We start from the raw sequence: 24,485 nt of genomic DNA, 5'->3' as shown, positions 1-24,485 counted from the left end.
TGTCAGTCAATGTTGCTGTGACTGATCCACCGCTTTCGCGAGCAAGCCCGCTCCCACATTTTTAATCCGTGTACAGCCTGAAGTTACTCGGCTTTATCCTTGGCCTGATGCTTCACAATGATATCCACCAACCGCTTGGCCAGCGCCGGGTAGTTCTCATCGAAGTGATGCCCACCTGGCAACTTCAGCGCTTCACCCACGGCAGTCTTGTCCGTGCAGCCGCTCTCGTCGACTTCTTCTGCACCGTAGATGCACACCACTTTCTCAGGCGGCAGCTTGGCCATTTCCGGGCCCGTGGCGGCTTCTTTGCCGGCGTTACCCAGCCAGCCTTCCACTTCGATTTCAAAGCTGCCAGTGCGCGCGAACGCCAGCAGGATGATTGCGTCCACGCGTTGCTGCTCGTTTGCCGGCAAGCGGTTGTAAATGGCCGGCAATACATCGGCACCGAACGAGTAACCGGTCAGCACGAAGCGCTTGGTGCCCCACTTCTGACGGTAGTGTTGCATCAGCTCGGTGAGGTCCTTGGCGCTTTGTTCCGGGGTCTTGTGCTGCCAGTAGTAGCGCAGGGTGTCGATGCCGACGACGGGGTAGCCGATCTTGGCCATTTCGCCGGCCACGTCGCGGTCCAGGTCACGCCAGCCGCCATCACCAGAGAGGAACAGGGTGACGGTGTCCTTGGCCTGGCCGGCCGGCACTTCAACCACTGGAATCGCCAGGCCGCCGTTGTCCGAACCTACCAGTTGCTTGCGCAGCTCGTTGTTCAGCACTTGCGGGTAGTGAATGTCGTAGTCGCTGATGCTGGTGGTGGCGCGTGGTGTATCGCGCACGAAACTGGCGCTTTCATCGTCAGGGTTGTCGTTCCAGGCCACCAGCCAATTGCCGTGCGCGGCGGTTTTCGGCAGTGGGTCCTTGCAGCCTTCCTGCACCAGGGCGAAGCCGACGGAGATGGCATTGGCCTTGTCGTCATCCTGTGTTGCCAGCCAGCGCCAGGCGAGCGCTGCGCCTGGGCCGATGCCGCTGACCAGGGTGGCCGGGCCCTTGAGCTGGACCAAGGCGCTTTGCAGCGCTTGTTCCTGCAGCTTGCAATCGTCCTTGGGCAGGATCACTTGGACAATCTGCGCCTTGCCGCCTTGGCTCAGAGCGATCAGTTGGCTGTCGGTCAGGATTTCGTCGGCCATTACGGCCACGGCCACAAGGGCTTTCGGCGTGCCATTGGGCGTCACGCGGGTCATCACCGAGCCATCGGCCTGGGGCAATTGCTCCAGGGTCGGCTGTGGGGCAGGGCGGTTCCAGTACCAAAAGCCGCCGCCTGCGATCAAGGCGAGCAGCACTACAGAGGCCAATACATACCGCCAGGAACGTCGAATCATCAGCGTTTCACCAATCCAGTCAAGCCGCCCGCGATCAGGGCGGCGGTATCGGCCAGTGCCACCAGCGGATCAAGTCCCGCAGGCACGGCCATGTAACGGGGTTCCCAGTCAGGCTGGAACTTGTCTTTGAAGCGGCGCAAACCTTGGAAGTTATACAGTTGTTCGCCACGGCGGAACACCATCGAACCCAGACGTTGGGTCAACGGCGCGCCGCGGCGTGGTTGCAGGCCCGACAACGGCACCATGCCGAGGCTGAAGCGGGCGTAGCCGTGACTCTTATAATGTTGAATCAGGCCGACCATCATGAATTCCATGGTCAGCTTGGGCGCGTCAGGGTGGGCGCGCATCAGGTCGAGACTGGCCAAGTCGTGGCTGTAGGTCTCGAGCAAGTTGGCGAAGGCCACCGGGTTCCCTTCGAAGCGAATGATCGCAATGCGAAAGTGCTTGAGGTAGTCGTCGCTGAAGCGTCCCAGGGAAAAGCCTTTTTCCCTCACGTTTTTGCCGGTCAGCCAGGCATCCGAGATCACTTTGAGCGCGTCCATCGGTGCCGTGCCCGGTTCAAAGATCTCCAGGGACAAGCCATCGCGGGTGCCACGGTTCCAGGTATAGCGCAGGTCCTTCATCTCTTTGCCCTTGGCTTCCAGGTCAAAGCGTTTCAGGTCGACGCGGGCTTCTTCACCCAGTTTGATCGCGGTGAGGCCGATGTCCATGTAGTACGGCAGGTTCTCTGCGCGCACTTGATAGAACACCGGGCGCGCGTGGTGGATGTCGCACAAGTCGCGGAACTGCCAGATCATCTCGGCGCGTGGCTGGGTCGGGCCAATCGGGTCGTACAAGGCTACCAGGCTGCGCCCGCGACGGGCGTACATGAGGAAAGCTTCATCATTGGGGTGAAACAGCAGCGCCTTGTCGCCGGTGAGCGCCAGGCCGCCGTCGGGTTGGGACGAGGCCATCAGGATCTTGCTGGCACGCTCGAGTTCGTCGGGCGTCGGCAGGTGGATCACCGGGCGCGCGGTGCGCAACAGCCAGGTCAGGGAGACGATCACCAGCAGGACGGCGGCGCCCAGCAGCGAGCGCAAACCACGGGGCGCGTTGGCGTCCAGGGTGAACTGCCACCACAGCTGGTGGCTGTAAGGCACGTCTTGATAAGCGAACAGCAGCAGCCAGATCGAAGCCCCCAGCACGCACACGCTTGCCACCAGGTACAGCGGTGAGAAGGGCAGCTCGGTGAGGCGGCTGGCGCGGTAGAACGAGCGTCGGAAGATCGCCAGCAGGATCGCGGTCATGGTCATCAAGCAGGCTTCTTCCCAGTCGAAACCCTTGAGCAGCGAGAGCAACGCACCGGTCAGCAGCAGCACCATGGTCAGCATCCAGGCGGCCGACAAGCGTCGACGCAGGCCCTGGGCCAGCAACAAGCACAGCACGCCGATCAGGCTGGCGCCAAAGTGCGAGGCGTCAATCAGGCGGTGGGGAATCAAGAAGCCGATGTTTTCCAGGCGTGAGTCGATTTCGGGCGTGGCGCCAGAAAACAGCAGGACCACGCCGGACAAAAAAACCAGTACGGCCAGTACTGGCGCTGCCAGCCCCGAGGCGACCCGCAGGCTTTGCTGGGTCTGGAACAGACGCTGCGCTTCGTTGATCAGCAGGAACACACAGGCGATCAATAGGGGCAGCACCACGTAGATCATGCGGTACAGCAGCAGGGCAGCGGCCAGTGGCGCGGCGCCCAGTTTGTCGGCGAAGGCTGCGAGCAGAATTGCTTCGAATACGCCAACCCCGCCCGGTACATGGCTGAGCACGCCAGCGGCCAGCGCCAGCAGGTACACCAACAGGAAGGGGCCGAAGGGCGGCGCTTCTGGCAGCAACAGATAAAGGACGGTCGCAGCGGCGGCGACGTCCAGCGCGGTGATGATCAGTTGCAGGAAGGTCAAACGCCGGCCCGGCAGACGCAGGGTACGGCGGCCAGCTTTTACCAGCAGGTTATCCGGGTAGGGTTGCTCCGGCAGGCGACGACGATAAATGCCGATGCACAGCGCGGCCGACAACAGCAGCACGGCGCAGGCAATGCCGCCCAGCAAACCTTGCGACAGATGCAGATAAGTGGACGCCGCCGGCAAGTTACTCAAGGTGGCCAATGCCGCCAGCGGCGGCAGGGCGCAGCCCAGGGCCAGGCTGGCGAACACGGTCATGTGCGCCACTTCTGAAGCCCCGATGCCATGGCGTGCATATAAACGGTAACGCACCGAACCGCCCGAGAGCATCGACAAGCCAATCGCATTGCCGATGGCAAACGCGGTAAAGCCACCCATGGCCAGGGTCTTGGCGGGCAGTTGTACCCCCGCGTAGCGCGCGCCGGAAAATTCGTAGCCTAATAGAATGACGAAGCCGGCCACACCTGCGGCAAACGCACCGAGTAGGGCGGGCCTGGGTACTTCCAGAATCGAATCGTGGAGGGCGTAGAGATCCAGCTCCAGCAGCAGGTGTCGGCAGGCGATCAACGCGATGGCGAACAGCAATAGTGTGACGGCCAGCCCGATGGGTTGCCGGTATTTGCTCACCCGATCCAGCCAACGCAAACGAGCGGGAGGGATCGGTTGTTCTGCTGTAACGGTGTCTTGTGGTTCAGACGAGTTGGCGCGCATCAATCACCTCGTGGATTGTGCGCGACAGGATGGAGGTATCCAGCCAAGTTACCAATCCCTATGGGCAAAATTATTACAAATATTAACGCGTATCACCGGGGGCGGCGACAGCGGCCATTGGTCGTAGAGGGAAGCGCTGAGCATTGAGCATAGCTTGCAATGAGATGGACTCTGCAAACCGTGTACGGTTTCATGAAAGATGCCATGCCATTGTTTCAGAAGAACTTTTTTACCGGATACAAAAAAGGCCACTCTTTCGAGTAGCCTTTTTTGATGTTTGGTTGCGGGAGCCGGATTTGAACCGACGACCTTCGGGTTATGAGCCCGACGAGCTACCAGACTGCTCCATCCCGCGTCTGTGGGCGGAATTCTACAGCCCAACGGCGGGGTGTCAACCGTTAATGGATGTATCGGTCAAATAAGTGTGAATTAACCCACTGAGTGGTCACCGATAACGGTAAGTGCGCGATAGGCTTGGATTTTTGTCAGACAATCAAAAAACTGACAGGCACAAAAAAGGCCACTCTTTCGAGTAGCCTTTTTTGATGTTTGGTTGCGGGAGCCGGATTTGAACCGACGACCTTCGGGTTATGAGCCCGACGAGCTACCAGACTGCTCCATCCCGCGTCTGTGTGTCGGCATTCTACAGAGGATCGCGAGTGTGTCAACCCGTGTTCTGAAGAAAAGCGCTTGTGGTTCAATTGGTTAGCTCTCCACCGCTGTACGTGGAAGCGCTGCAAGCCAGTCCGGCCAAGGGTTTCAGCTCTATCGGAATGCCAGATTCGATTGAGAAAATAAATTCATGTACGAATTTTCCTACCGTTCAAACGGAAGAATCAAACTACTGGTGCTATGTACAGGTGTGAGTGCGATACTGGCCACCCGTAGTTTCACATCCTGTTTATATGACGCAGCGCAAAATCATCCACGTTGACTGTGATTGCTTCTACGCCGCCATCGAGATGCGCGATGACCCGAGCCTGGCGCAAAAGCCGCTGGCGGTGGGTGGCTCGGCGGACCGGCGCGGGGTGATCGCTACCTGCAACTATGAGGCGCGGGCCTATGGCGTGCGCTCGGCCATGTCGTCACGCCACGCCTTGAAGCTGTGTCCGGACCTGACCATCGTCAAGCCGCGCATGGACGCCTATAAGGAAGCGTCGAAGGAAATCCAGACCATCTTTCGCGACTACACCGACCTGATCGAACCGCTGTCGCTGGATGAAGCCTATCTGGACGTGTCTGACTGTACGCATTTTGGTGGCAGTGCCACGCGCATCGCCCAGGACATTCGCCGCCGCGTCTCCAACCAGTTGCACATCACCGTGTCCGCTGGTGTCGCGCCGAATAAATTCCTGGCCAAGATCGCCAGCGACTGGAAGAAACCCAATGGATTGTTTGTGATTACCCCGGACCAGGTCGAAGACTTTGTCTCGCAGTTGCGTGTGAGCAAATTGCACGGTGTGGGCAAAGTCACGGCAGAAAAGCTGGCGCGCCTGGGAATTGAAGACTGCCTGCAACTGCGTGAGTGGAACAAGCTGGCGCTGGTGCGGGAATTTGGCAGCTTTGGCGAGCGACTGTGGAGCCTGGCGCGTGGGATTGATGACCGCGCAGTGCACAACGATAGCCGTCGGCAATCCATCAGTGTGGAAAATACCTACGATGTGGACCTGCCGGATCTTTCAAGCTGTCTGGCAAAGCTTCCCGAACTGATGGAAACCCTGGCCGGGCGTATGGCGCGTATAGACAGCAGTTACCGGGCGGGCAAGCCGTTCGTTAAAGTGAAGTTTCATGACTTTACCCAGACGACACTGGAGCAGGCGGGGGCGGGGAGGGATTTGGAGAGTTATCAACAGCTGCTGACCCAGGCGTTTAAACGGGGTGCGAAGCCGGTTCGGTTGTTGGGGATTGGGGTGCGGTTGCTGGATTTAAGCAGCGGCAACGAGCAGCTCGAGTTCTCCTGGTAGAAACCGAGAGCCCTATGTGGGGGCGGGCTTGCTCGCGAATGCGGTAGATCAGTCAATGCATCTGGTGGCTGACACTCCTTATTCGCGAGCAAGACCGCACACATTTAGATCTACGATATTCTTGAAGTCTTAGCGCGCGCCAGGATCCGCCACCAACCGCCCCGCATCCTTGGTCAGCGCCTGCAGGAATTCCTGCTGCAACTCGGGATCATTGCGGGTCAGTTCGATCAGGCTTTGTTCCAGTTCGCTGGCTTCTTCTTCCAGGCCCAGCTCTGAGAGACGCTTGACCCGGTGCACCCACTGGCTGACTTCGTCGTCTTCCAGGTCGTCGTAGATCAGGCCGTGGGCTTCCAGCAACTTGCCGCGCAGCGTGTTGCTGATCGCCAGTGTCGAGTCCGAATGCACGTCGTCCTGGCCATCTTCCACGCTGATCTTCAAGGTCGTGATGCGGTTAAGGTCCTGCTCGGCAAACGGGCTGTCCAACAGGTTCAGGCGCAAGACGCCGTTGCGGTCGGTGGTCAACTCATGCACGTGCTTGCCCGCAGTAACCTGCACCGGGCGTTCGCTCCAGGGCAGGCTCGAATACTCCACACGCTTGTCGCGCTGGACTTCATCGATACCTGCCAGGTTCTGTTGCGCACGGCCATGGGATTGCACGTTCATGAACGGGTTGAGGCCGTCCACGCCGTAGGTCAGCCAGTCGTGGGTCATGCTGGTAGGCAGGTTGCCGAGGGCGAAGATATTCGCCACGTTAGCCCCCGCACCCGCGACCAGGGCGACCGTACCCAAAGGCACTTCATAGAGTTCGCGCCAGGGTTGGTAGGGGGTGTAGCGGTCGTAACGACGGGTGACTTCGAACTCGGTGACCTCGAAGGTCTTTTGCTCGTGAATGCGCACTCGGCGTTGAGGCAGCTCCAGCACTTTGGGGTCGCCTACATCGATCTGCAGGCTGTGGTCGAGCAACTTACGCTCGACCCGCTCCTCGTGCTCACTGCGTTGCGACATCTGGTTGGCGCAGCCGCTGACCAGCAGGGCGCCGCACAAGGCGGCGCCCCCCAGGGCTCTGGTGTTTCGCTTGAACATGACTTCTCTTGATCTGGTTTTCAGCGACGAATACGCGCCTGAAGGAAAGACAGCACGTCAGCCACCGGCAACGGTTGTGCTTGGGCTTCGGTCCGGCTCTTGTATTCCAGATTGCCATCCGCCAGGCCGCGGTCGCTGACCACGATCCGGTGCGGGATGCCAATCAGTTCCATGTCGGCGAACTTGATGCCCGGGCTGGTTTTCTTGTCGCGGTCATCCAGCAACACTTCAAAACCAGCGGCCGTCAGTTCGGCATACAGTTTGTCGGTGGCTTCGCGTACTTGCTCGGTTTCATAGCGCAGCGGTACCAGGGCGACCTGGAACGGCGCCAGGGCGTCACTCCAGATGATGCCTTTCTCGTCGTTGTTCTGCTCGATGGCAGCTGCAACCACGCGCGAAACGCCAATGCCGTAGCAGCCCATTTCCAGGGTGATCGGCTTGCCGTTCTCGCCCAGCACTTCGCACTTCATCGCCTTGCTGTACTTATTGCCCAGCTGGAAGATGTGCCCGACTTCGATGCCGCGCTTGATCTCCAGGGTACCTTTGCCATCCGGGCTCGGGTCACCAGCGACCACGTTACGCAGGTCGGCCACGGTCGGAACCGGCAGGTCACGCTCCCAGTTCACGCCGAAGTAATGCTTGTCGTCGATGTTCGCGCCAATACCGAAGTCGCTCATCAGCTCGACCGAACGGTCGATGATAATTGGCAGCGGCAGGTTCAGTGGGCCCAGGGAACCCGCACCGGCGCCAATGGCGTCGCGCAGTTCGGCATCACTGGCCATGACCAGTGGGTTGGCGACGCCAGGTTGCTGGGCGGCTTTGATTTCGTTGAGTTCGTGGTCGCCACGGATCACCAGGGCGATCAGCTTGCCTTCTTCTTCGGCGTGCACGATCAGGGTCTTGATGGTCTTTTCAATCGGCAGATTGAATTTTTCCACCAGGGCCGCGATGGTCTTGGTCTCTGGTGTATCCACCAAGCGCAGCTCTTCAGCCGGTGCAGGGCGGGACGTTTCCCGTGGCACGGCTTCAGCTTTCTCGATGTTTGCTGCGTAGTCCGAACCGTTGCTGAACACGATATCGTCTTCGCCGGATTCGGCCAGTACATGGAATTCGTGGGAGCCGGCACCGCCGATGGAACCGTTGTCCGCTTCAACCGCTCGGAACTTCAGGCCCAGGCGGGTGAACACGTTGCAGTAGGCCTGGTGCATGCGGTCGTAAGTGACCTGCAGCGACGCCTGGTCGGCGTGGAACGAATACGCGTCTTTCATGATGAATTCACGACCGCGCATCAAGCCGAAGCGTGGGCGGATTTCATCACGGAATTTGGTCTGGATCTGATACAGGTTCAGCGGCAGCTGTTTATAGCTGCTCAGCTCGTTGCGCATCAGGTCGGTGATCACTTCTTCATGGGTCGGGCCGGCGCAGAAGTCGCGGCCATGACGGTCCTTGAAGCGCAGCAACTCAGGGCCGTACTCTTCCCAGCGCCCGGATTCCTGCCACAGTTCAGCCGGTTGGGTGCTCGGCATCAACACTTCCAGAGAGCCGGCAGCGTTCATTTCTTCACGAACGATGGCTTCGACCTTGCGCATCACCTTCAAGCCCATGGGCAGCCAGGTGTACAGGCCCGAGGCCAGTTTGCGGATCATGCCGGCGCGCAGCATCAGCTGATGGCTGATCACGACCGCATCGGAAGGCGTTTCTTTCTGTGTGGCGAGCAAATATTGACTGGTGCGCATGGTAGGCCGTTGTCGGTTGCTTGGACTTGAAATGACGCTGGATTGTACGGGCGGTTGCCGCCGGAGTACAGGCATCAGGTTGCGGGGTGTTTCTGTCGGAACCGTGCTTGTGTGGGCGCTGGCTTGCCTGCGATGGGAGCGGCGCGGTGTATCTGTTGCACCCTGGTGATGCTATTGCAGGCAAGCCAGCGCCCATATTGACTGAGGTGTGTCAGTCGTCAGCGGGTGGATTCAACCGAATCCGCCGATTCTCCTGGTACCAATGCAGTGCAATCAGCAGCAATGTCGGTACACCCAGCATGCAGGTGATCAGGAAGAAATTATGGTAGCCGAACTTCTCCACCATCACCCCCGAATACCCGCCGATCAGGCGCGGCAGCAACAGCATGATTGAGCTGAGCAGCGCGTATTGGGTGGCGGAGAACTTGAGGTTGGTCAGGCTCGACAAGTAGGCCACAAATGCCGATGTGGCCATGCCCGAGCTGAAGTTATCCAGGGAAATCGTGAAAATCAGCATCTGCAGGTCCGGGCCCCTGTCGGCGAGCGCCACGAACAGCAGGTTGGTGCCGGCAGAGAACACGCCGCCGATAAACAGGATCGGCAGGATGCCGAAGCGCACAATCAGCAGGCCGCCCATGCCGGCGCCGACCAGGGTCATGATCAGGCCGAAGATCTTGCTGACCCCGGCGATCTGGTCCTTGGTAAAGCCTTGGTCGATGTAGAACACGTTGGCCATCACGCCCATCACGGTGTCAGACATCCGATAGGTGGCGATCAGCCCCAGCAGCAGTAAAGCTTGCCAGCGGTAGCGCAGGATGAAGTCGTTGACCGGCGTCAGCACCGGCGCCAGGCCCCGGCGACCCATGGCCGAGAGGCACAGTGCGGTGAGCGTGATATAGAGAATGGCGCGCAGGAAGGCACGGTCGTCCATCAGCAGGTCCCACAGGCTCATACCGTGGAACAGCACGCTTGCGAAATCAGTATTGAACAGCTGGGTGAACATCGCGGGCACCGACACCAGCAATACGATCAGCACAAATACCGAGACCAGTTGATGCACGAAACTGTAGCGCCCGGCCTGCAACTGGGTGCGCAGTGGCACATTTGGTTCGCGCATGAACAGCGTGGTCAGCAACGCAGGAACCATCAATACGCCGAACAGCACATAGGTGCCGGTCCAGGCCGAGTGTTTATAGTTGAAACCGGTGGAGCCGAAACCTTCAGCAAAAAACAGTGCACCTGCCGTGGCCAGCAGGGCGGCGATGCGATAGCCGGACATATAGCTGGCGGCCAACGCGGCCTGGCGGCTGTCATCGGCGATTTCCAGGCGGTAGGCGTCTACCGCGATATCCTGGGTGGCGGACGCGAAGGCAACGACGACGGCGATAGCGATCAGCCAGGACAAATGTTTCTGCGGGTCGCAAAAGCCCATGCCGATCAATCCGAGGATCACCAGCGACTGGGCAAGGACCAGCCAGGAACGGCGTCGCCCGAGTTTACCGAGCAACGGCAGGCGCCATTGGTCGAGCAGCGGCGACCAGACCCACTTAAAGGCATACGCCAAACCAATCAGGCTTGCATAGCCGATGGTCTCGCGGGCCACACCGGCCTCCCGCAACCACACCGAAAGCGTCGAGAACACCAACATGTAAGGCAAGCCGGCGGCAAAGCCGAGCAACAACAGCACTAACGTCGAGGGGCTGGCATAGGCAGCGAGCGCGGCGCGCCAGGTTTTACGGGGCATGGGCTGGAGTCTGCCTCAGGTTTGCGGAAACAAAGCGCGCACTCTAACCGCTGTGCTCTACCGGGCGCCAGCCATGGCGCTGAATATCCACGCGATTATTGCGGACCGTGACGCCTTCTTCGCGCAAACGCGCGCGTTGCTCGTCACCCGAGGCACTGCCCACTGGCAGACTTATCCGACCACCGGCACCCAGCACGCGATGCCAGGGAAGTTTGGTGTCTGCAGGCAGTTGACTCAGGGTGCGGCCTACCCAGCGCGCCGCACGCCCCAGCCCAGCCAGGTGGGCCAGCTCGCCGTAGCTGACCACGCACCCTGCGGGCACTTGCGCCAGGGTCAGGTACAGCGCAGTGCGGCGCATTTGGGCAGGGCTTTGCGGGGGCTCGGCGGGTGGATTCACTGTGGGCATATCCGTTGAGATCGGCTGACTTATTGTAAGAAACGTCTGTAAGCATGGCATCGAGGATTGAACTGAATATAAATCCTTGAGTCAGTCGTATCTAACACGATAATGCCCTCTTTTCGCCAACCTCGAGCCCTGAATCCGCTTATGTTGTCCAGAACTCTGCTGTGCCTCGCTGTTTTCAGCGCCTCCACGCCCCTAATGGCCGATACCGTCTGGTTGAAGAACGGTGACCGTCTGACGGGCAAGATCAAGGTCTTCGACGGCGGCAAGTTGCTGATCCAGACCGATTACGCGGGCGCCATTCCTGTGGACTGGAAACAGGTGAAAACCCTGGAAAGCGACCAGGAACTGCTGGTCAAGCAAGATGCCTACACCGGCGAAAAGGCCAAGTCCCTGAAGCCGGCGGATGAAGGCAAGGTGGTGCTGGCCAATGGCGAGGCGCCAAAGACCGTCGAGCTGGCAAGCATCCAGCAGATCCTCAAGCCCAAGCCTGTGATCGAAGACTTGGTGTGGAAGGGCAATGTCGACATGGCGCTGGACTACAAGCGCGCCGAAAAAGATACCAACGACTACGACATCGACTTCAAGACCACCGCGCGGCATGGCCAATGGCGCCACACCGGGCAGGGCGAGTACAACCGCGAGTTCCAGGACGACGTGACCACCACCGACAACTGGGCGTTGGAATATGACCTGGACCGCTTCCTGACCGAGCATTGGTTCTGGCAGGGACGCTTGACTTACAAGCGTGACAAGGTTGAAGACTTGGCTCGCCAGCGTACCGTCGGTACCGGCCCGGGCTACCAGTTCTGGGATGATGAGCTGGGCGCATTCTCCCTGGGGTCGCTCGTCAACCGCACCGATTACGAATACGTCGAAGGCGGCAAGGACAACTTCTATTCCCTGGCCATGAAGTGGAACTACAACCGCTACCTGGTGGGCAAGACCGTTGAATTCTTTACCAATGGCGAAGTGGGCAAACCTATCGATGGCCCAGCGGAATACTCCCTGGATGCGGAAATGGGCCTGCGCTACAAAGTCACCGAGTGGGCTTCGCTTAACCTCAAGGCTGAACGCGACGTCATCAGTGGCGACTCGGAAAGCAGCCTGAGCAAAACCCGCTATACCGCAGGGTTCGGCGTGGCCTGGTAACCCCCTTCGACAAATCCCGGCAGGGGCGCCTCTGGCAACCGGCGCGTAGATTGATTACCTTGTGTTGAGATCCATTCCCATGAGTCATGGGCGGCTGAATACCCGAGGAGTCAACGTTGAGCGCACAGGTTGCCAAGAACGCCCGAGAGCTGTTGCTCAAGGAATACCGTGGGGCTCTCGCCACACAGTCCAAAGCCATGCCGGGTTTCCCTTTCGGTTCGGTCGTGCCGTATTGCCTGGACGAGCAGGGCCGTCCGCTGATCCTCATCAGCCGTATTGCCCAGCACACCCACAACCTGCAAAAAGACCCTAAGTGTTCGTTGCTGGTGGGTGAGCGTGAGGCGGATGACGTGCAGTCCGTCGGGCGCCTGACCTACCTGGCTGAGGCCGTAAAACTCGGGGAGGGCGCTGCCATAGAGGCAGCGGCCGAGCGTTATTACCGCTACTTCCCCGATTCGGCCAACTACCACAAAGCCCACGACTTCGACTTCTGGGTGCTCAAGCCGGTGCGCCACCGTTACATCGGCGGCTTTGGGGCGATTCACTGGGTCGACCAGTTGACACTGGCCAACCCGTTCTCGGGCACGGCTGAGCGCAGCATGATCGAACACATGAACAGCGATCACACCAACGCCATTGCCCACTACGTCGACTTGGCCGGTTTGCCGACCTCCGAGCCTGCGCAGTTGGCCGGTATCGACAGCGAAGGCATGCACCTGCGTATCGGCCAGTCCTTATATTGGTTACCGTTCGCGGAGCCTTGCAACACTCCGACACAAGTGCGCGAAGCCCTGGTTTCACTGGCTCACGCTGACGACTGGCCGAAAAAAGAAGCCGCTGACGCTTGAATTCACGAAATGGCGACGTCATTTAAGGTGGACTGGCAAGGCATTCTTGCGTTGAGGAACCATTTGATGCGCCCTTTTTTATTGCTCTTTCTGCTGTTCCCGGTGTTGGAGCTGTTCGTATTCGTTCAAGTCAGCAGTGCGATCGGGTTTTTCCCGGCCCTGCTGTTGATCATTCTCGGCTCGATGCTCGGCGTATTGGTGCTGCGCGTCGCCGGCCTGGCCACGGCACTGCGTGCGCGTGAAAGCCTGAATCGTGGCGAGCTGCCCGCACAGACCATGCTTGAAGGCCTGATGATGGCCCTGGCCGGTGGCCTGTTGATCCTGCCGGGCTTTATCAGCGATGTGGTCGGCCTGGTGATGTTGCTGCCAGTCACTCGCAAGCTGCTGGCCGGCAAGATGCGCCAGCGTGCCGAAGAGGCGGCGATTCGCCAGCGTGCGTTCGCCGATGACCTGCAACCCCGTGGCGGTCCGGCTCCGCGCCAGCCACTGGGGCGTGAAGGTGATGTGATCGAAGGCGAATTCGAACAGCGCGACAGCAAATAACCGCTTCACTGGCACGGCACCTCAGGGTGCCGTGTTGCTTTGAGCCGTCGACATACACAAAAAATTTCCGTCGCGGCCCCTTGTAATAAGCTTATGCGCCCTTATGTAACGGTCACCGCAAGGTTTCTGGTGGTGACACCAGACAGACTTCTGCGTCTTGCTTGGCGAGGCGCGACCGGCACTGCCGGAATACAACCTGCCGGTACTGATACCGGCCGATGAAAAACACAATTAGGAGAGATCGACAATGAGCAAGCTTCGTCCTCTGCACGACCGCGTCGTAATCCGTCGCAGCGAAGAAGAAAAGAAAACCGCTGGCGGTATCGTTCTGCCAGGTTCGGCTGCTGAAAAAGCCAACCACGGTGTGATCGTCGCTGCAGGCCCAGGCAAAACCCTGGAAAACGGTGACGTGCGTGCGCTGGCCGTTAAAGTCGGTGACAAGGTTGTATTTGGTCCTTACTCCGGCAGCAACACTGTGAAAGTCGACGGCGAAGACCTGCTGGTTATGGCTGAGAACGAGATTCTCGCTGTTCTGGAAGACTGATTTCCCCGCTCATTTTCCCGTTACTCCAAAGTATTTAAGGAATATCGATCATGGCTGCTAAAGAAGTTAAATTCGGCGATTCCGCCCGCAAAAAAATGCTCACCGGTGTCAACATCCTGGCTGACGCAGTAAAAGCGACCTTGGGCCCTAAAGGCCGTAACGTGATCATCGAGAAGAGCTTCGGCGCTCCGACCATCACCAAGGACGGCGTTTCGGTAGCAAAAGAAATCGAACTCGAAGACCGTTTCGAAAACATGGGCGCGCAGCTGGTCAAAGACGTTGCCTCCCGTGCCAACGATGACGCAGGCGACGGCACCACCACCGCTACCGTTCTGGCTCAGGCAATTGTCAACGAAGGCTACAAAGCCGTCGCTGCCGGCATGAACCCGATGGACCTCAAGCGCGGCATCGACAAGGCGACCATCGCCATCGTTGCTGAGCTGAAAAACCTGTCCAAGCCATGCGCTGACACCAAGGCTATTGCCCAGGTAGGTACCATCTCCGCCAACTCCGACAGCTCCATCGGCGACATCATTGCCGAAGCCATGGAAAAAGTCGGCAAAGAAGGCGTGATCACCGTTGAAGAAGGCTCTGGCCTGGAAAACGAACTGTCGGTTGTAGAAGGTATGCAGTTCGACCGTGGCTACCTGTCCCCGTACTTCGTCAACAAGCCTGAAACCATGGTTGCCGAGCTGGACAGCCCGCTGATCCTGCTGGTCGACAAAAAGATTTCTAACATCCGCGAAATGCTGCCAGTACTGGAAGCCGTTGCCAAAGCCGGCCGCCCACTGCTGATCGTTTCCGAAGACGTTGAAGGCGAAGCCCTGGCGACGCTGGTAGTGAACAACATGCGTGGCATCGTTAAAGTCGCAGCCGTCAAGGCTCCAGGCTTCGGCGACCGTCGCAAGGCAATGCTGCAGGACATCGCCGTTCTGACCGGCGGTACCGTCATCTCCGAAGAGATCGGCCTGAGCCTGGAAAGCGCCACCCTGGAAAACCTGGGCAGTGCCAAGCGCGTGACCATCTCCAAAGAAAACACCATCATCGTTGACGGTGCTGGCGTTGAAGGCGACATCCAATCGCGCATCACTCAGATCCGCGCCCAGGTTGCCGAGACTTCGTCCGACTACGACCGTGAAAAACTGCAAGAACGTCTGGCCAAGCTGTCCGGCGGCGTTGCCGTGATCAAGGTTGGCGCGGGTTCCGAAGTTGAAATGAAAGAGAAGAAAGCCCGCGTTGAAGACGCCCTGCACGCAACCCGCGCAGCCGTCGAAGAAGGCGTGGTACCTGGCGGTGGCGTTGCGCTGATCCGTGCGCTGGAAGCCCTGACTAACCTGACCGGCGACAACGCTGACCAGAACGTCGGTATCGCTGTACTGCGTCGTGCTGTTGAAGCACCACTGCGCCAGATCGCTGCCAACTCCGGCGACGAGCCAAGCGTTGTGGTCAACGAAGTCAAGAACGGCAAAGGTAACTACGGTTACAACGCTGCGACTGGCGTCTACGGCGACATGATCGAAATGGGCATCCTGGACCCTACCAAGGTGACTCGTTCGGCATTGCAAGCTGCAGCCTCCATCGGTGGCCTGATCCTGACCACCGAAGCTGCCATTGCTGACAAGCCTAAGGCTGAAGGCGCTGGCGGTGGCGGTATGCCAGACATGGGCGGCATGGGTGGCATGGGCGGCATGATGTAAGCCAGCCTTACCCCCGTACTGAAAAAGCCCCGCCTGCAGTGATGCAGGCGGGGCTTTTTTATTGTTTGAATTTGAAATGCAGCCAACTGTGGGCGCTGGCGTGCTTGCGATAGTGCCCTGCGAACCGATGAGGCGTTGAATTAACCGCAAATTTTCGCCCTGGCACTGTCTCCATTGTGTGAAGCCATAGTGAAAATCTCGTTCAATATGAATGTTGGTTGAAAACCTTTATCAGCGTGCCCTCAAGGCCTATCCCTGTGCCACACTTGGCCTTAAGCTGCGCGAGCCAACACGGCCGCTACCGCGTACGGAGACACTCCCATGCGAATTTTATTGGTTGAAGACAACCGCGATATCCTCGCCAACCTGGCGGATTACCTGGGGTTAAAGGGTTATACCGTGGACTGTGCGCAGGACGGTTTGTCGGGCCTGCACCTGGCTGCCACTGAACATTACGATTTGATCGTGCTCGATATCATGCTGCCCGGCATCGATGGCTACACCCTGTGCAAGCGCCTGCGCGAAGACGCGCGCCGTGACACGCCGGTGATCATGCTCACCGCCCGCGATCAACTGGATGACCGGCTGCAAGGCTTCAAGTCTGGTGCCGACGATTACCTGCTCAAACCTTTTGCCTTGTCGGAATTGGCGGCGCGGATTGAAGCCGTGCTGCGCCGTGCACAGGGTGGCGGTCGCCGCACACTGCAGGTGGCTGACCTGAGCTACGACCTCGACACCCTGGAAGTCACTCGCGAAGGTCGTCTGCTCAAGCTCAACCCGGTCGGCCTGAAGCTGCTGGCGGTGCTGATGCAGAAGAGCCCGCACGTGCTACGCCGCGAAATTCTCGAAGAAGCCCTGTGGGGCGATGACTGCCCGGACAGCGACAGTCTGCGCAGCCACGTCCACCAATTGCGCCAAGTGATCGATAAACCGTTCGCCAAGCCATTGCTGCAAACGGTGCACGGCGTCGGTTATCGCTTGGCCGAGGGGCGTGATGGAGTTTAAGCAAAGCCTTGCCCAACGCATCATCATCGCCTTTGCGTTGATGAGTGCATTGGTGGCGGGCGCCTTCGCCATGGGCATCGTCGCCACCGTGCACCTGGTGGAAGAAAAACTGATCTCGGCGGGCCTGGGCGGTGACCTGCAGCGCCTGTTGCTGATGGACACCGTCGAGGACTGGCGCCACCGGCCCGAGCCGGACCAGCTGTTTTACTTCAGCGGTGGCCCCGGCGATTTTGAATTGCCCAAGGATCTGCGTCACCTCGAACCCGGTTTCCACGAAGTGTTCCGAGAGTCGCTGTCTTACCACGCCATGGTGGAAGTGGTCGACGGCCGGCGCTATGTGCTGCTGCAAGATCAAAGCGATTTTGAAGAGCGCGAGCGCGTGCTGTTTGCCGTGGTGCTGGTGGGTTTTGTACTCAGCCTGGCACTGGCGGTATTCCTCGGCTGGGTGCTCGCCCGCAAAGTGATGGCGCCGGTCGTACGCCTGGCCCGCCAGGTGCGTCACCGTGACCAATTGCTGGGCCTGGCACCACCGCTGGCGCCGGATTACGCGGCGGATGAAGTGGGTGAGCTGGCCGTGGCCTTCGATGCCACGCTGGGGCGGTTGCGCCAGGCGCTGTCTCGTGAGCAGTTGTTTACCAGTGACGTGAGCCACGAATTGCGCACCCCCTTGATGGTATTGGCGAGTTCTTGCGAACTGTTGCTGGAAAACCCGGCCATCGATCAGCGAGGGCGTAACCAGGTCGAGCGGATCGCCCGTGCTTGCGAAGAAATGCGTGAGCTGGTGCAGACCTTTCTCATGCTGGCCCGTGCCCAGCATGACGATGGCAGCATGTCACCGCAGGTCAGCCTGGAACAGGTGGCCGATGATCTGCTCGGCATCTGGCGCGAGCCCATTGAGCGCAAGGGCCTGGAGCTGATCTACCAGCCTGGTAACCCGCTGGACACCCGCTACAATGCCACCTTTCTGCAAGCGGTGATGGGCAATCTGTTGCGCAATGCCTTGCACTACACCGAGCAGGGCTTTATCCGCTTGACCCTCGAGCCGAGTGGCTTTGTGGTGGAAGACTCCGGCGTGGGGATTCCCGAAGACAAGCGCGAAGCGATGTTCGAGCCTTTCGTGCGCGGCAGCGAAAAACGCGGTGACGGCCTGGGCCTTGGTTTGTCACTGGTCCAGCGTATCTGTGAGAACCAGGGCTGGAGCGTGAGGCTCAGCACCATGGAGCCGAATGGCTGCCGTTTTCATGTGCAACTGAGTCAGGTCTAAGCCTGGCTCCATCTCCTGCCGCTATCCTGCCAGAGTTCCCCGTAATTCGGCGAACATGGCCCCATGCTATTGCTTGTGTCTGTAAAGTCTTGAAATGTATGAGATCGGGCAGGACAAGTTTTTCACAACGGGTTGACCTGTTGATCACAGACTGCTGCTTAAGGTTGTAGGCATCAGCAACTGGAGATCCGTAGATGTCTACCCCGATAAAGCTCGAATTTTCGAAAAAGTACGACGACGAGCACGCCCACGACTATTTGCTCAAGCATCAGGACAATCTGGCACGCCGGCTGTCCCATAAACGCGACGAGCAATTGGCCCGTGGCGCGTTGGCGATGGCCGGTGAGCCTGGTTTGGTGCTGGACTTGCCCTGCGGTGCAGGGCGCTTCTGGCCGCTGCTGGCCGAAAAACCCAACCGTGTGATCATCGGCGCTGACAACTCTGCCTCGATGTTGACGGTGGCGACAGCTGCTCAACCCGCCGATGTGGTGAAACGGGTACGGCCCTTGCAGACATCTGCGTTTGATATCGATCTGCCGGATAACGCTGTGGATAGCATTTTTTGTATGCGCCTGTTGCACCACATTGGTGATCCGGCGCATCGGGCGGCGGTATTGCGGGAGTTTCAGCGCGTTACCCGTGACAGCGTGATCATTTCGCTGTGGGTCGATGGCAACTTCAAAGCCTGGAAACGCAAGCGTCTCGAAGGGCAGCGTCGCAAAAACGGTGAGCAGGAAGGTTACCAAAACAGATTTGTGTTACCGGCTGCTACTGTCGAAGCGGAATTCGAGGAAGCCGGCTTTCGTGTTCAGGAATCCCTGGACTTCATACCGCTCTACGCCATGTGGCGGGTGTACGTATTACGCAAGAGGTAACAGGATGGCAGTTGAGTGCGTAGCAGGCAGTCACGTAGCGCCCGAAGAGCGATTCGATTATTTCTGGCGCCAGCAGGGTGAGTGGGTCGAGGAGCCCAACCGCCGGCGCGGCGGTGAAAGTGGCGTGCAGCGCGTGATAAGTCCCAATGGACGTTTGCTCTACTGCAAGCGCCAGACCGGGCATATTTACCGCAGTTGGCTGCACCCCTTCGGCCGTCCCACCGTGCTGCGTGAACGCGATGCCATCAAAGGCCTGCGCCTGTTGGACGTACGCGTTCCGGAAATGGTCTTTTGCGAGGCACGCCGCGACCCCGAGCACCGTTGGCAGGCACTGCTGGTGACCGCAGCCCTTGATGGCTTTGACGAAATTGAAAACTGGTACGCCGCCGGTGGCCGCGAGCAATACGGCGAGCAGGTGCATGAACGCGTGCTCAAGGAATTGGCCGGCACCCTGGCGCGCATGCACAAGGGGCGTTGGCAGCATGGCTGTCTGTACATCAAGCATATTTTTGTGCGGGTGACAGGCGAAGGTGATTCGGCCAATGTCGAAGTGGCGCTGCTGGATTTCGAGAAATGCCGCCAGCGCTTGACCGCTTATCGGGCGGCCTCCCATGACATGCTGCAATTGCGCCGCCATTCGTCGTGGAACGATACCGATTGGAAAAAACTCAGCTACTTTTACGAGACGGCGTTTGGCAGCGCTATCAAGGGTTTAACCAGATGAAGCTAGAAATAGCACGAGGTTTGTTTTTGGTCGGGGCGCTGGGCGTTGCAGCCTTGGCGCTGGCGGCGTGGGAGCAGCCTCGCACACAGGTGCTCAGCGCAACGCAGAGTGGCGGGCAATGCCTGTTGCCGCGCGTGGCCAAGGCGAGCACAGCGGTCAAGCCTGATCATGAGTTACTGCTCTTTATGTTCGGCATGTCTCAAGGGATGAGGCCACAGAGTTGAAACGATTCAAACCAACATTAAAAGACCTCGCAGTGCGAGGTCTTTTTTTGCAAAGTAGGTCGGTGTCTACCTGTTTAACCCGCTAACGCGTTGTAGCCGCTATTGCTAAAGTTGATAAGCGCGCTTGCCTCAGTGTCTGGGTTAGCGCCATCACTTGTGAAGCCCGTCAGATGGCCAGGACCGATGTCGTCAAACCCCTCGTCAAGCCTATAAAAGGTGGGGTTTGCGTCGAGGTAGTTTGCAACTTTAGCGATGTTGTACGCTGCGTTGGCACGCGACTCGGCATTTGTGTTGTTCTCGCTCCAGTCGCCTGTCAGTGCCTTCAGTTTCTCGAGAATCCTGGCACCACCTTGAATTTCAGCCAAGGACTCTTCCAGCCTGCCAATGATTGGATTAGCGTTGAGGATTTGATCAGCTGTGCGCTTATCACCTTCAGGCCGCCCGGAAGGGGACGGGGGGATTTTCTGAGGGCGTTTTTCATTGTCTGAGGCAAGCGGAGTGCCGTGATTGCCCAAGGCTGCGTAACCTTCCTCGCTGAATTTTTTCACGAGGTCGGCCTCAGAGCCTTTCACAATCGTGACTTCATCGAAGGGCGGTGGGAGTGGGCCCTGATGTTCACCCGTGATCTCGCCGTCACCTTGCTTGCTCGGTTTTCTAGCGGACTCCTTTACGTCGAGGCCATCGATGTAATTGAACAGGCGTGCAGCATTAAAGACTGCATCTGCACGTTTTTCCGGATCCGGATTGCTGCCGGTCCAGTCACCCAGATGCTTGAACAGCGATTCTTTCGTAATAGACGAGGGCAAGTTGTTCAAGATGGGATTGTCCTTGATGATCTGTTCTGCTGTGCGACGGTCCCCTTTTGGTCTTCCGGTGGCGCCGTTAGGGGCGTAGTCAATATTGTTTTCAGCCCTTGAGGTTTCATCGCTCTTGGTGGTGTCCGTTTGCGAGGCGTTCTGCTGGTCTTTTATCCTGGCTTTTTCGGCTTCTATGGCTGCGTTTTCCGCCTTTTGTGATTCTGCCTCTGGATCTATCAATGCCGAGTAGCCGTTTTGCAGGAAGTTCTCCATTAGTTCCGCATTACTGGCTTCAAGGGGTGGGTAACCAGGGCACTGAAGGCCATCAGTCGCCTCACTGTTGGGTCTGCTATTGGCCGTTCTGCTGTCTTTCCCGGATTCGATGTAATTGAACACTCGGGCAGCGTTGTACGCAGCCTCGGCCCTCCACTTGGGATCGGGGTTGTTCGACGTCCAATCACCCACCCGCTTGTAGAGTCGCTCTTTGTAACCTTTCGGGTAGTCGATCTTGTCGAAGATATCCAATGAGGGATTGGCCTGGAGAATTTCCTCGGCGCTTCGATTATCGCCGTACGGCCTGCCAGTGGCGTGGGACGGGGGGGCGGCGTTGTCTTTTTCAGTGGCCAAGACACCGCTTGTCTGGCTGGTTGATGGCGTCTGGCTTTTTACGCAAGTGTTCAGGGGGACGGCATAGTTTGATGGTTTGAGTTCCATTTCTTCTTTTTACCTGGAGGTTAGATCGTGCGCCTGTAGTGGCGGTCGATAGGACCTTGGTTCCGAAGTCTGTAAAAAGTCGAGTTAGCGGCATTCTTTAGGCGTTGCAGGGCTTAGCCGTCGTTTAGATCGTTCGATCCTGTTTGGCAAGCAACGTATAGACACAGGGCAATACAAACAGCGTAAACAAAGTGCCAATCGACATCCCTGTCGCAATCACCATTCCGATATCAAACCGGCTCACCGCGCCTGCCCCTGTCGCGAAAATCAACGGCACCATGCCGAATACCATTGCCGCGGTGGTCATCAACACCGGTCGCAAGCGAATCGCCGCCGCTTCTTCCACTGCCTGGCGCGGTGTCAGGCCCTTGTCTTTACGCAGTTGGTTGGCGAATTCCACGATCAGGATGCCGTGTTTGCTGATCAAACCGATCAGCGTCACCAGGCCGACCTGGGTGTAGATGTTCATGCTCGACCAGCCCAGGAATAGCGGAATCAGCGCTCCGCAGATCGACAACGGCACTGTCACCAGGATCACCAGAGGATCACGAAAGCTCTCGAATTGCGCCGCCAGCACCAGGAAGATGATTGCCAAGGCGAGGCCAAACGTGACCCACAGCGCCGTGCCTTCCTGGATGAATTGCCGCGATGCGCCGCTGTAGTCGAACGCATAGCCGGGTGGGGTTTCTTCAACGGCGATCTGGCGCACGGTGTCAATGGCCTCGCCCATGCTCACGATGGGAAACCCCGAGATCAGTGCCGAGTTGAGTTGTTGGAACTGGTTCAACTGCCGAGGACGAGCACGGTCGGTGAGGGTGATCAGGGTCGACAACGGCAGCAGTTCGCCCTGGTTATTCTTTACGTAGTAGTTGTTCAGCCAGCCGGGGTTGTCGCGGTAGGCGCGTTCTACTTGCGCGATCACTTTGTAGCTGCGTCCATCAAGGGTGAATCGGTTGATTTCCGCTTCGGCCAATAGCGTCGCCAGGGTGCCGCCGAGGTCTTGCATCGACACGCCCATCTGCGCCGCCTTGGCGCGGTCGATATCCACCACCACTTCGGGTTTGTCGAATGCCAAGTCGATATCGACGAAGGCAAACTTGCCGGATTCCATCGCGCGTTTCTTCACGCGGTTGGCCACTTCGAGCAACGAGGCATAATCGTTGGCCGTGTTGATCACAAACCCAAACGGCAATCCTTCGCCCGTGCCCGGCAGGGAGGGCAGGTTGAAGCCGAATACTTGCAGGCCCGGAATCTGCTCCAGACGGCTTTGCACCTCGGGAAGTATCTGCATCTGGGTGCGGTCGCGCTCGTTCCACGGTTTGAGCAGGAAGCCACCGATGCCCGATTGCACACCGTTGAAGCCGTTGATCTGGAACGACGAGTAGTACTCCGGGAACGCCTTGAAGATCTTGATGAATTCGTCGGTGTAGGTGTTGAGGTATTCCAGGTTGGTCGGCTGCGGTGCGCTGGCTATCATGAAAATGATGCCCTGGTCTTCGTCGGGAGCCAGTTGCGACTGGGTAAACTTGAGGAACACCGGGATCAGGCACAGTACGATCAACGCAAACACGATCACCACCGGCCTTGTGTTCAGGGTGCCATGCAGCATGCTCTGGTAGCGGCGCTTGAGGCTGTCGAAAATCCGGTCGAGGCGATGGGCCAGGCCCGAAGGGTTTTCATCATGGCGCAACAGCAGCGCGCACATCATCGGCGACAAGGTCAGGGCAACAATGCCGGAGATGATCACCGCTCCCGCCAGGGTCAGGGCGAACTCCTTGAACAGTGCGCCGGTGAGCCCTTCGAGAAAACCAATGGGCGCATACACCGCCGCCAGGGTGACGGTCATCGACACCACCGGCAGGGCAATCTCCCGCGCGCCTTCCAGTGCCGCATCCAGCGGTGTCTTGCCGTCCTCGATATGCCGGTGAATGTTTTCTACCACCACGATGGCATCGTCCACCACCAGGCCGATGGCCAACACCATGGCCAACAGGGTTAGCAGGTTGATCGAGTAGCCCATCAATTGCATGAAAAACAGCACACCGATCATCGACAACGGGATGGTGATCACCGGGATCACCACTGAACGCAGGGCGCCCAGAAACAGGAATACCACGACGATCACGATCAATATGGCTTCAAACAGGGTCTTGACCACCTCGTTGATGGACGCCTGGATAAACAGCGTGGCGTCGTAGGCAATTTCCGCCTTGAGGTTGGGTGGGAGCTGCGATTCCAACTCCGGCATGATCTTGCGCACTTCCTTGATCACATCCAGCGGGTTGGCGCTGGGCGTGGCCTTGATGCCGATGTACACCGACGGCGTTCCGCCAAACGAGCTGATGGCGTTGTAGTTCTCCGCGCCCATTTCCACCCGGGCCACGTCGCGCAACAGGACGCGGCTGTCGCCGTCGGTTTTGACGGTGATCGCACCAAAGGCGTCGGCGGACTTGAGGTCGGTGTTGGCGTTGATGCTGGTGACCACGAACTCGCCCTTCACCTCGCCGGCGGCGGACAGGAAGTTGTAGCGGCGCACGGCGTCGGTGATGTCGCTGGCGCTTAGGCCAAAGCCTGCCAGTTTCACCGGGTCGAGCCAGATGCGCATGGCGAACACCTGGTTGCCCAGAATCTCCGCCTCGGCCATGCCCGGCAGGGTGGCGAGCTTGGGCTGGATCACCCGTGACAGGTAATCGGTGATCTGCGGGTTGCTCAGTTGCTGGCTGGAGAAGCTGATGTACATCAGTGCCGAGGCGTCAGCGGCCTCTTTGCTTAACACTGGGTCTTCGGCGTCTTGCGGCAGTTTATTCTTCACCTCGTTGGCCTTGGCCAGCAATTCGGTGAACAGGCGGTCGCTGTTGGAGCCGATGCGCGCGTAGATCGAGATCACCGAAAAGTTCTGGCGACTCACCGAGGTCATGTAGTCGATGCCTTCGGCGCTGGCCAGGCTTTGCTGCAGCGGTTGGGTGATATAGCCCTGGATGGTCTCGGCGTTCGCACCGGGGTAGGCGGTGGTCACCGTGATCAGGGCGTTTTCCATACGCGGGTACTGGCGCAGCGGCAGCTTGCTGTAGGCCTGCAAACCCAGCAGCACAATCAGCAGGCTGACCACCATGGCCAGCACCGGACGACGGATAAAGGCGTCTGTGAACTTCATGG

General features: G+C 58.8%; 19 protein-coding genes and 2 tRNA genes. 11 read left to right on the top strand and 10 right to left on the bottom strand.

Annotated elements, in window-relative coordinates; translation table 11 throughout:
* Nucleotides 1-83 precede the first annotated feature (83 nt).
* The 4 genes from AACY36_RS05740 to AACY36_RS05725 form a co-directional block, all read right to left on the bottom strand.
* A complete protein-coding gene (locus tag AACY36_RS05740) occupies nucleotides 84-1,370 on the bottom strand; it encodes a virulence factor family protein (RefSeq protein ID WP_339417295.1) in 1,287 nt (428 codons plus the stop codon).
* The gene (mprF, locus tag AACY36_RS05735; RefSeq protein WP_339417294.1) at nucleotides 1,370-4,012 is read right to left on the bottom strand and encodes a bifunctional lysylphosphatidylglycerol flippase/synthetase MprF; all 2,643 of its coding nucleotides are present in this window, start codon (nucleotides 4,010-4,012) and stop codon (nucleotides 1,370-1,372) included. Before mprF ends, AACY36_RS05740 begins: the two co-directional genes overlap by 1 nt.
* A 278-nt stretch (nucleotides 4,013-4,290) precedes the next feature.
* Nucleotides 4,291-4,367, bottom strand: a tRNA-Met gene (locus AACY36_RS05730).
* A 195-nt stretch (nucleotides 4,368-4,562) separates the two neighbouring features.
* Nucleotides 4,563-4,639: transfer RNA gene (locus tag AACY36_RS05725), tRNA-Met, on the bottom strand.
* A gap of 278 nt (nucleotides 4,640-4,917) precedes the next feature.
* On the opposite strand from AACY36_RS05725, the gene dinB reads away from it, so the two are divergent.
* The gene (gene dinB, locus AACY36_RS05720) at nucleotides 4,918-5,976 is read left to right on the top strand and encodes a DNA polymerase IV (RefSeq protein ID WP_339417293.1); all 1,059 of its coding nucleotides are present in this window, start codon (nucleotides 4,918-4,920) and stop codon (nucleotides 5,974-5,976) included.
* Between the two features lie 129 nt (nucleotides 5,977-6,105).
* On the opposite strand, the gene AACY36_RS05715 is transcribed toward dinB, so the two are convergent.
* From AACY36_RS05715 to AACY36_RS05700, 4 genes are all read right to left on the bottom strand, one after another.
* The gene (locus AACY36_RS05715; RefSeq protein WP_339417292.1) at nucleotides 6,106-7,059 is read right to left on the bottom strand and encodes a hypothetical protein; all 954 of its coding nucleotides are present in this window, start codon (nucleotides 7,057-7,059) and stop codon (nucleotides 6,106-6,108) included.
* A 20-nt stretch (nucleotides 7,060-7,079) separates the two neighbouring features.
* The gene (locus AACY36_RS05710; RefSeq protein ID WP_339417291.1) at nucleotides 7,080-8,795 is read right to left on the bottom strand and encodes a proline--tRNA ligase; all 1,716 of its coding nucleotides are present in this window, start codon (nucleotides 8,793-8,795) and stop codon (nucleotides 7,080-7,082) included.
* 211 nt (nucleotides 8,796-9,006) lie between these two features.
* A complete protein-coding gene (locus tag AACY36_RS05705) occupies nucleotides 9,007-10,539 on the bottom strand; it encodes an AmpG family muropeptide MFS transporter (RefSeq protein ID WP_339417289.1) in 1,533 nt (510 codons plus the stop codon).
* A gap of 43 nt (nucleotides 10,540-10,582) precedes the next feature.
* Nucleotides 10,583-10,945, bottom strand: a complete 363-nt coding sequence (locus tag AACY36_RS05700) for an MGMT family protein (RefSeq protein ID WP_339427480.1) — start codon at nucleotides 10,943-10,945, stop codon at nucleotides 10,583-10,585.
* 141 nt (nucleotides 10,946-11,086) lie between these two features.
* Between AACY36_RS05700 and AACY36_RS05695 the strand changes: the two genes are divergently transcribed.
* From AACY36_RS05695 to AACY36_RS05650, 10 genes are all read left to right on the top strand, one after another.
* The gene (locus AACY36_RS05695) at nucleotides 11,087-12,094 is read left to right on the top strand and encodes a DUF481 domain-containing protein (protein ID WP_339417287.1); all 1,008 of its coding nucleotides are present in this window, start codon (nucleotides 11,087-11,089) and stop codon (nucleotides 12,092-12,094) included.
* Nucleotides 12,095-12,210: 116 nt separating this feature from the next.
* Nucleotides 12,211-12,942 (top strand): HugZ family pyridoxamine 5'-phosphate oxidase, encoded by a 732-nt coding sequence (locus AACY36_RS05690; protein ID WP_339417285.1) that lies wholly within the window; start codon nucleotides 12,211-12,213, stop codon nucleotides 12,940-12,942.
* 66 nt (nucleotides 12,943-13,008) lie between these two features.
* Nucleotides 13,009-13,485, top strand: coding sequence for an FxsA family protein (locus AACY36_RS05685; RefSeq protein ID WP_339417283.1), 477 nt, complete (start codon nucleotides 13,009-13,011; stop codon nucleotides 13,483-13,485).
* A 247-nt stretch (nucleotides 13,486-13,732) separates the two neighbouring features.
* Entirely contained in the window at nucleotides 13,733-14,029 is a 297-nt protein-coding gene (locus AACY36_RS05680; protein WP_003175874.1) for a co-chaperone GroES, read from the top strand.
* A 50-nt stretch (nucleotides 14,030-14,079) separates the two neighbouring features.
* Nucleotides 14,080-15,726 carry a chaperonin GroEL gene (gene groL / locus AACY36_RS05675; protein WP_339417281.1) on the top strand — a complete coding sequence of 549 codons (1,647 nt, stop codon included), beginning with the start codon at nucleotides 14,080-14,082 and terminating at the stop codon, nucleotides 15,724-15,726.
* Between the two features lie 321 nt (nucleotides 15,727-16,047).
* A complete protein-coding gene (gene colR / locus AACY36_RS05670; protein ID WP_049711697.1) occupies nucleotides 16,048-16,731 on the top strand; it encodes a two-component system response regulator ColR in 684 nt (227 codons plus the stop codon).
* Nucleotides 16,721-17,995, top strand: a complete 1,275-nt coding sequence (locus AACY36_RS05665; RefSeq protein WP_339417279.1) for a sensor histidine kinase — start codon at nucleotides 16,721-16,723, stop codon at nucleotides 17,993-17,995. The genes colR and AACY36_RS05665 overlap by 11 nt, the downstream gene beginning before the upstream one ends.
* 194 nt (nucleotides 17,996-18,189) lie before the next feature.
* The gene (locus AACY36_RS05660) at nucleotides 18,190-18,870 is read left to right on the top strand and encodes a class I SAM-dependent methyltransferase (protein ID WP_339427479.1); all 681 of its coding nucleotides are present in this window, start codon (nucleotides 18,190-18,192) and stop codon (nucleotides 18,868-18,870) included.
* A gap of 4 nt (nucleotides 18,871-18,874) precedes the next feature.
* Nucleotides 18,875-19,594 (top strand): lipopolysaccharide kinase InaA family protein, encoded by a 720-nt coding sequence (locus tag AACY36_RS05655; protein WP_339417277.1) that lies wholly within the window; start codon nucleotides 18,875-18,877, stop codon nucleotides 19,592-19,594.
* Nucleotides 19,591-19,818, top strand: coding sequence for a hypothetical protein (locus AACY36_RS05650; RefSeq protein ID WP_339417275.1), 228 nt, complete (start codon nucleotides 19,591-19,593; stop codon nucleotides 19,816-19,818). The genes AACY36_RS05655 and AACY36_RS05650 overlap by 4 nt, the downstream gene beginning before the upstream one ends.
* Before the next feature lie 74 nt (nucleotides 19,819-19,892).
* On the opposite strand, the gene AACY36_RS05645 is transcribed toward AACY36_RS05650, so the two are convergent.
* Both AACY36_RS05645 and AACY36_RS05640 read right to left on the bottom strand, forming a co-directional pair.
* A complete protein-coding gene (locus AACY36_RS05645) occupies nucleotides 19,893-21,329 on the bottom strand; it encodes a hypothetical protein (RefSeq protein ID WP_339417273.1) in 1,437 nt (478 codons plus the stop codon).
* A 124-nt stretch (nucleotides 21,330-21,453) separates the two neighbouring features.
* Nucleotides 21,454-24,483 (bottom strand): multidrug efflux RND transporter permease subunit, encoded by a 3,030-nt coding sequence (locus tag AACY36_RS05640; RefSeq protein ID WP_339417271.1) that lies wholly within the window; start codon nucleotides 24,481-24,483, stop codon nucleotides 21,454-21,456.
* Nucleotides 24,484-24,485: the final 2 nt, after the last annotated feature.

It is taken from the genome of Pseudomonas sp. EA_15y_Pfl1_P101 (assembly GCF_963970835.1).
Lineage (GTDB): Bacteria > Pseudomonadota > Gammaproteobacteria > Pseudomonadales > Pseudomonadaceae > Aquipseudomonas > Aquipseudomonas tritici.
Note: the sequence above shows the minus strand (reverse complement) of the source record. Positions and strands in the feature narration are given on the sequence as shown.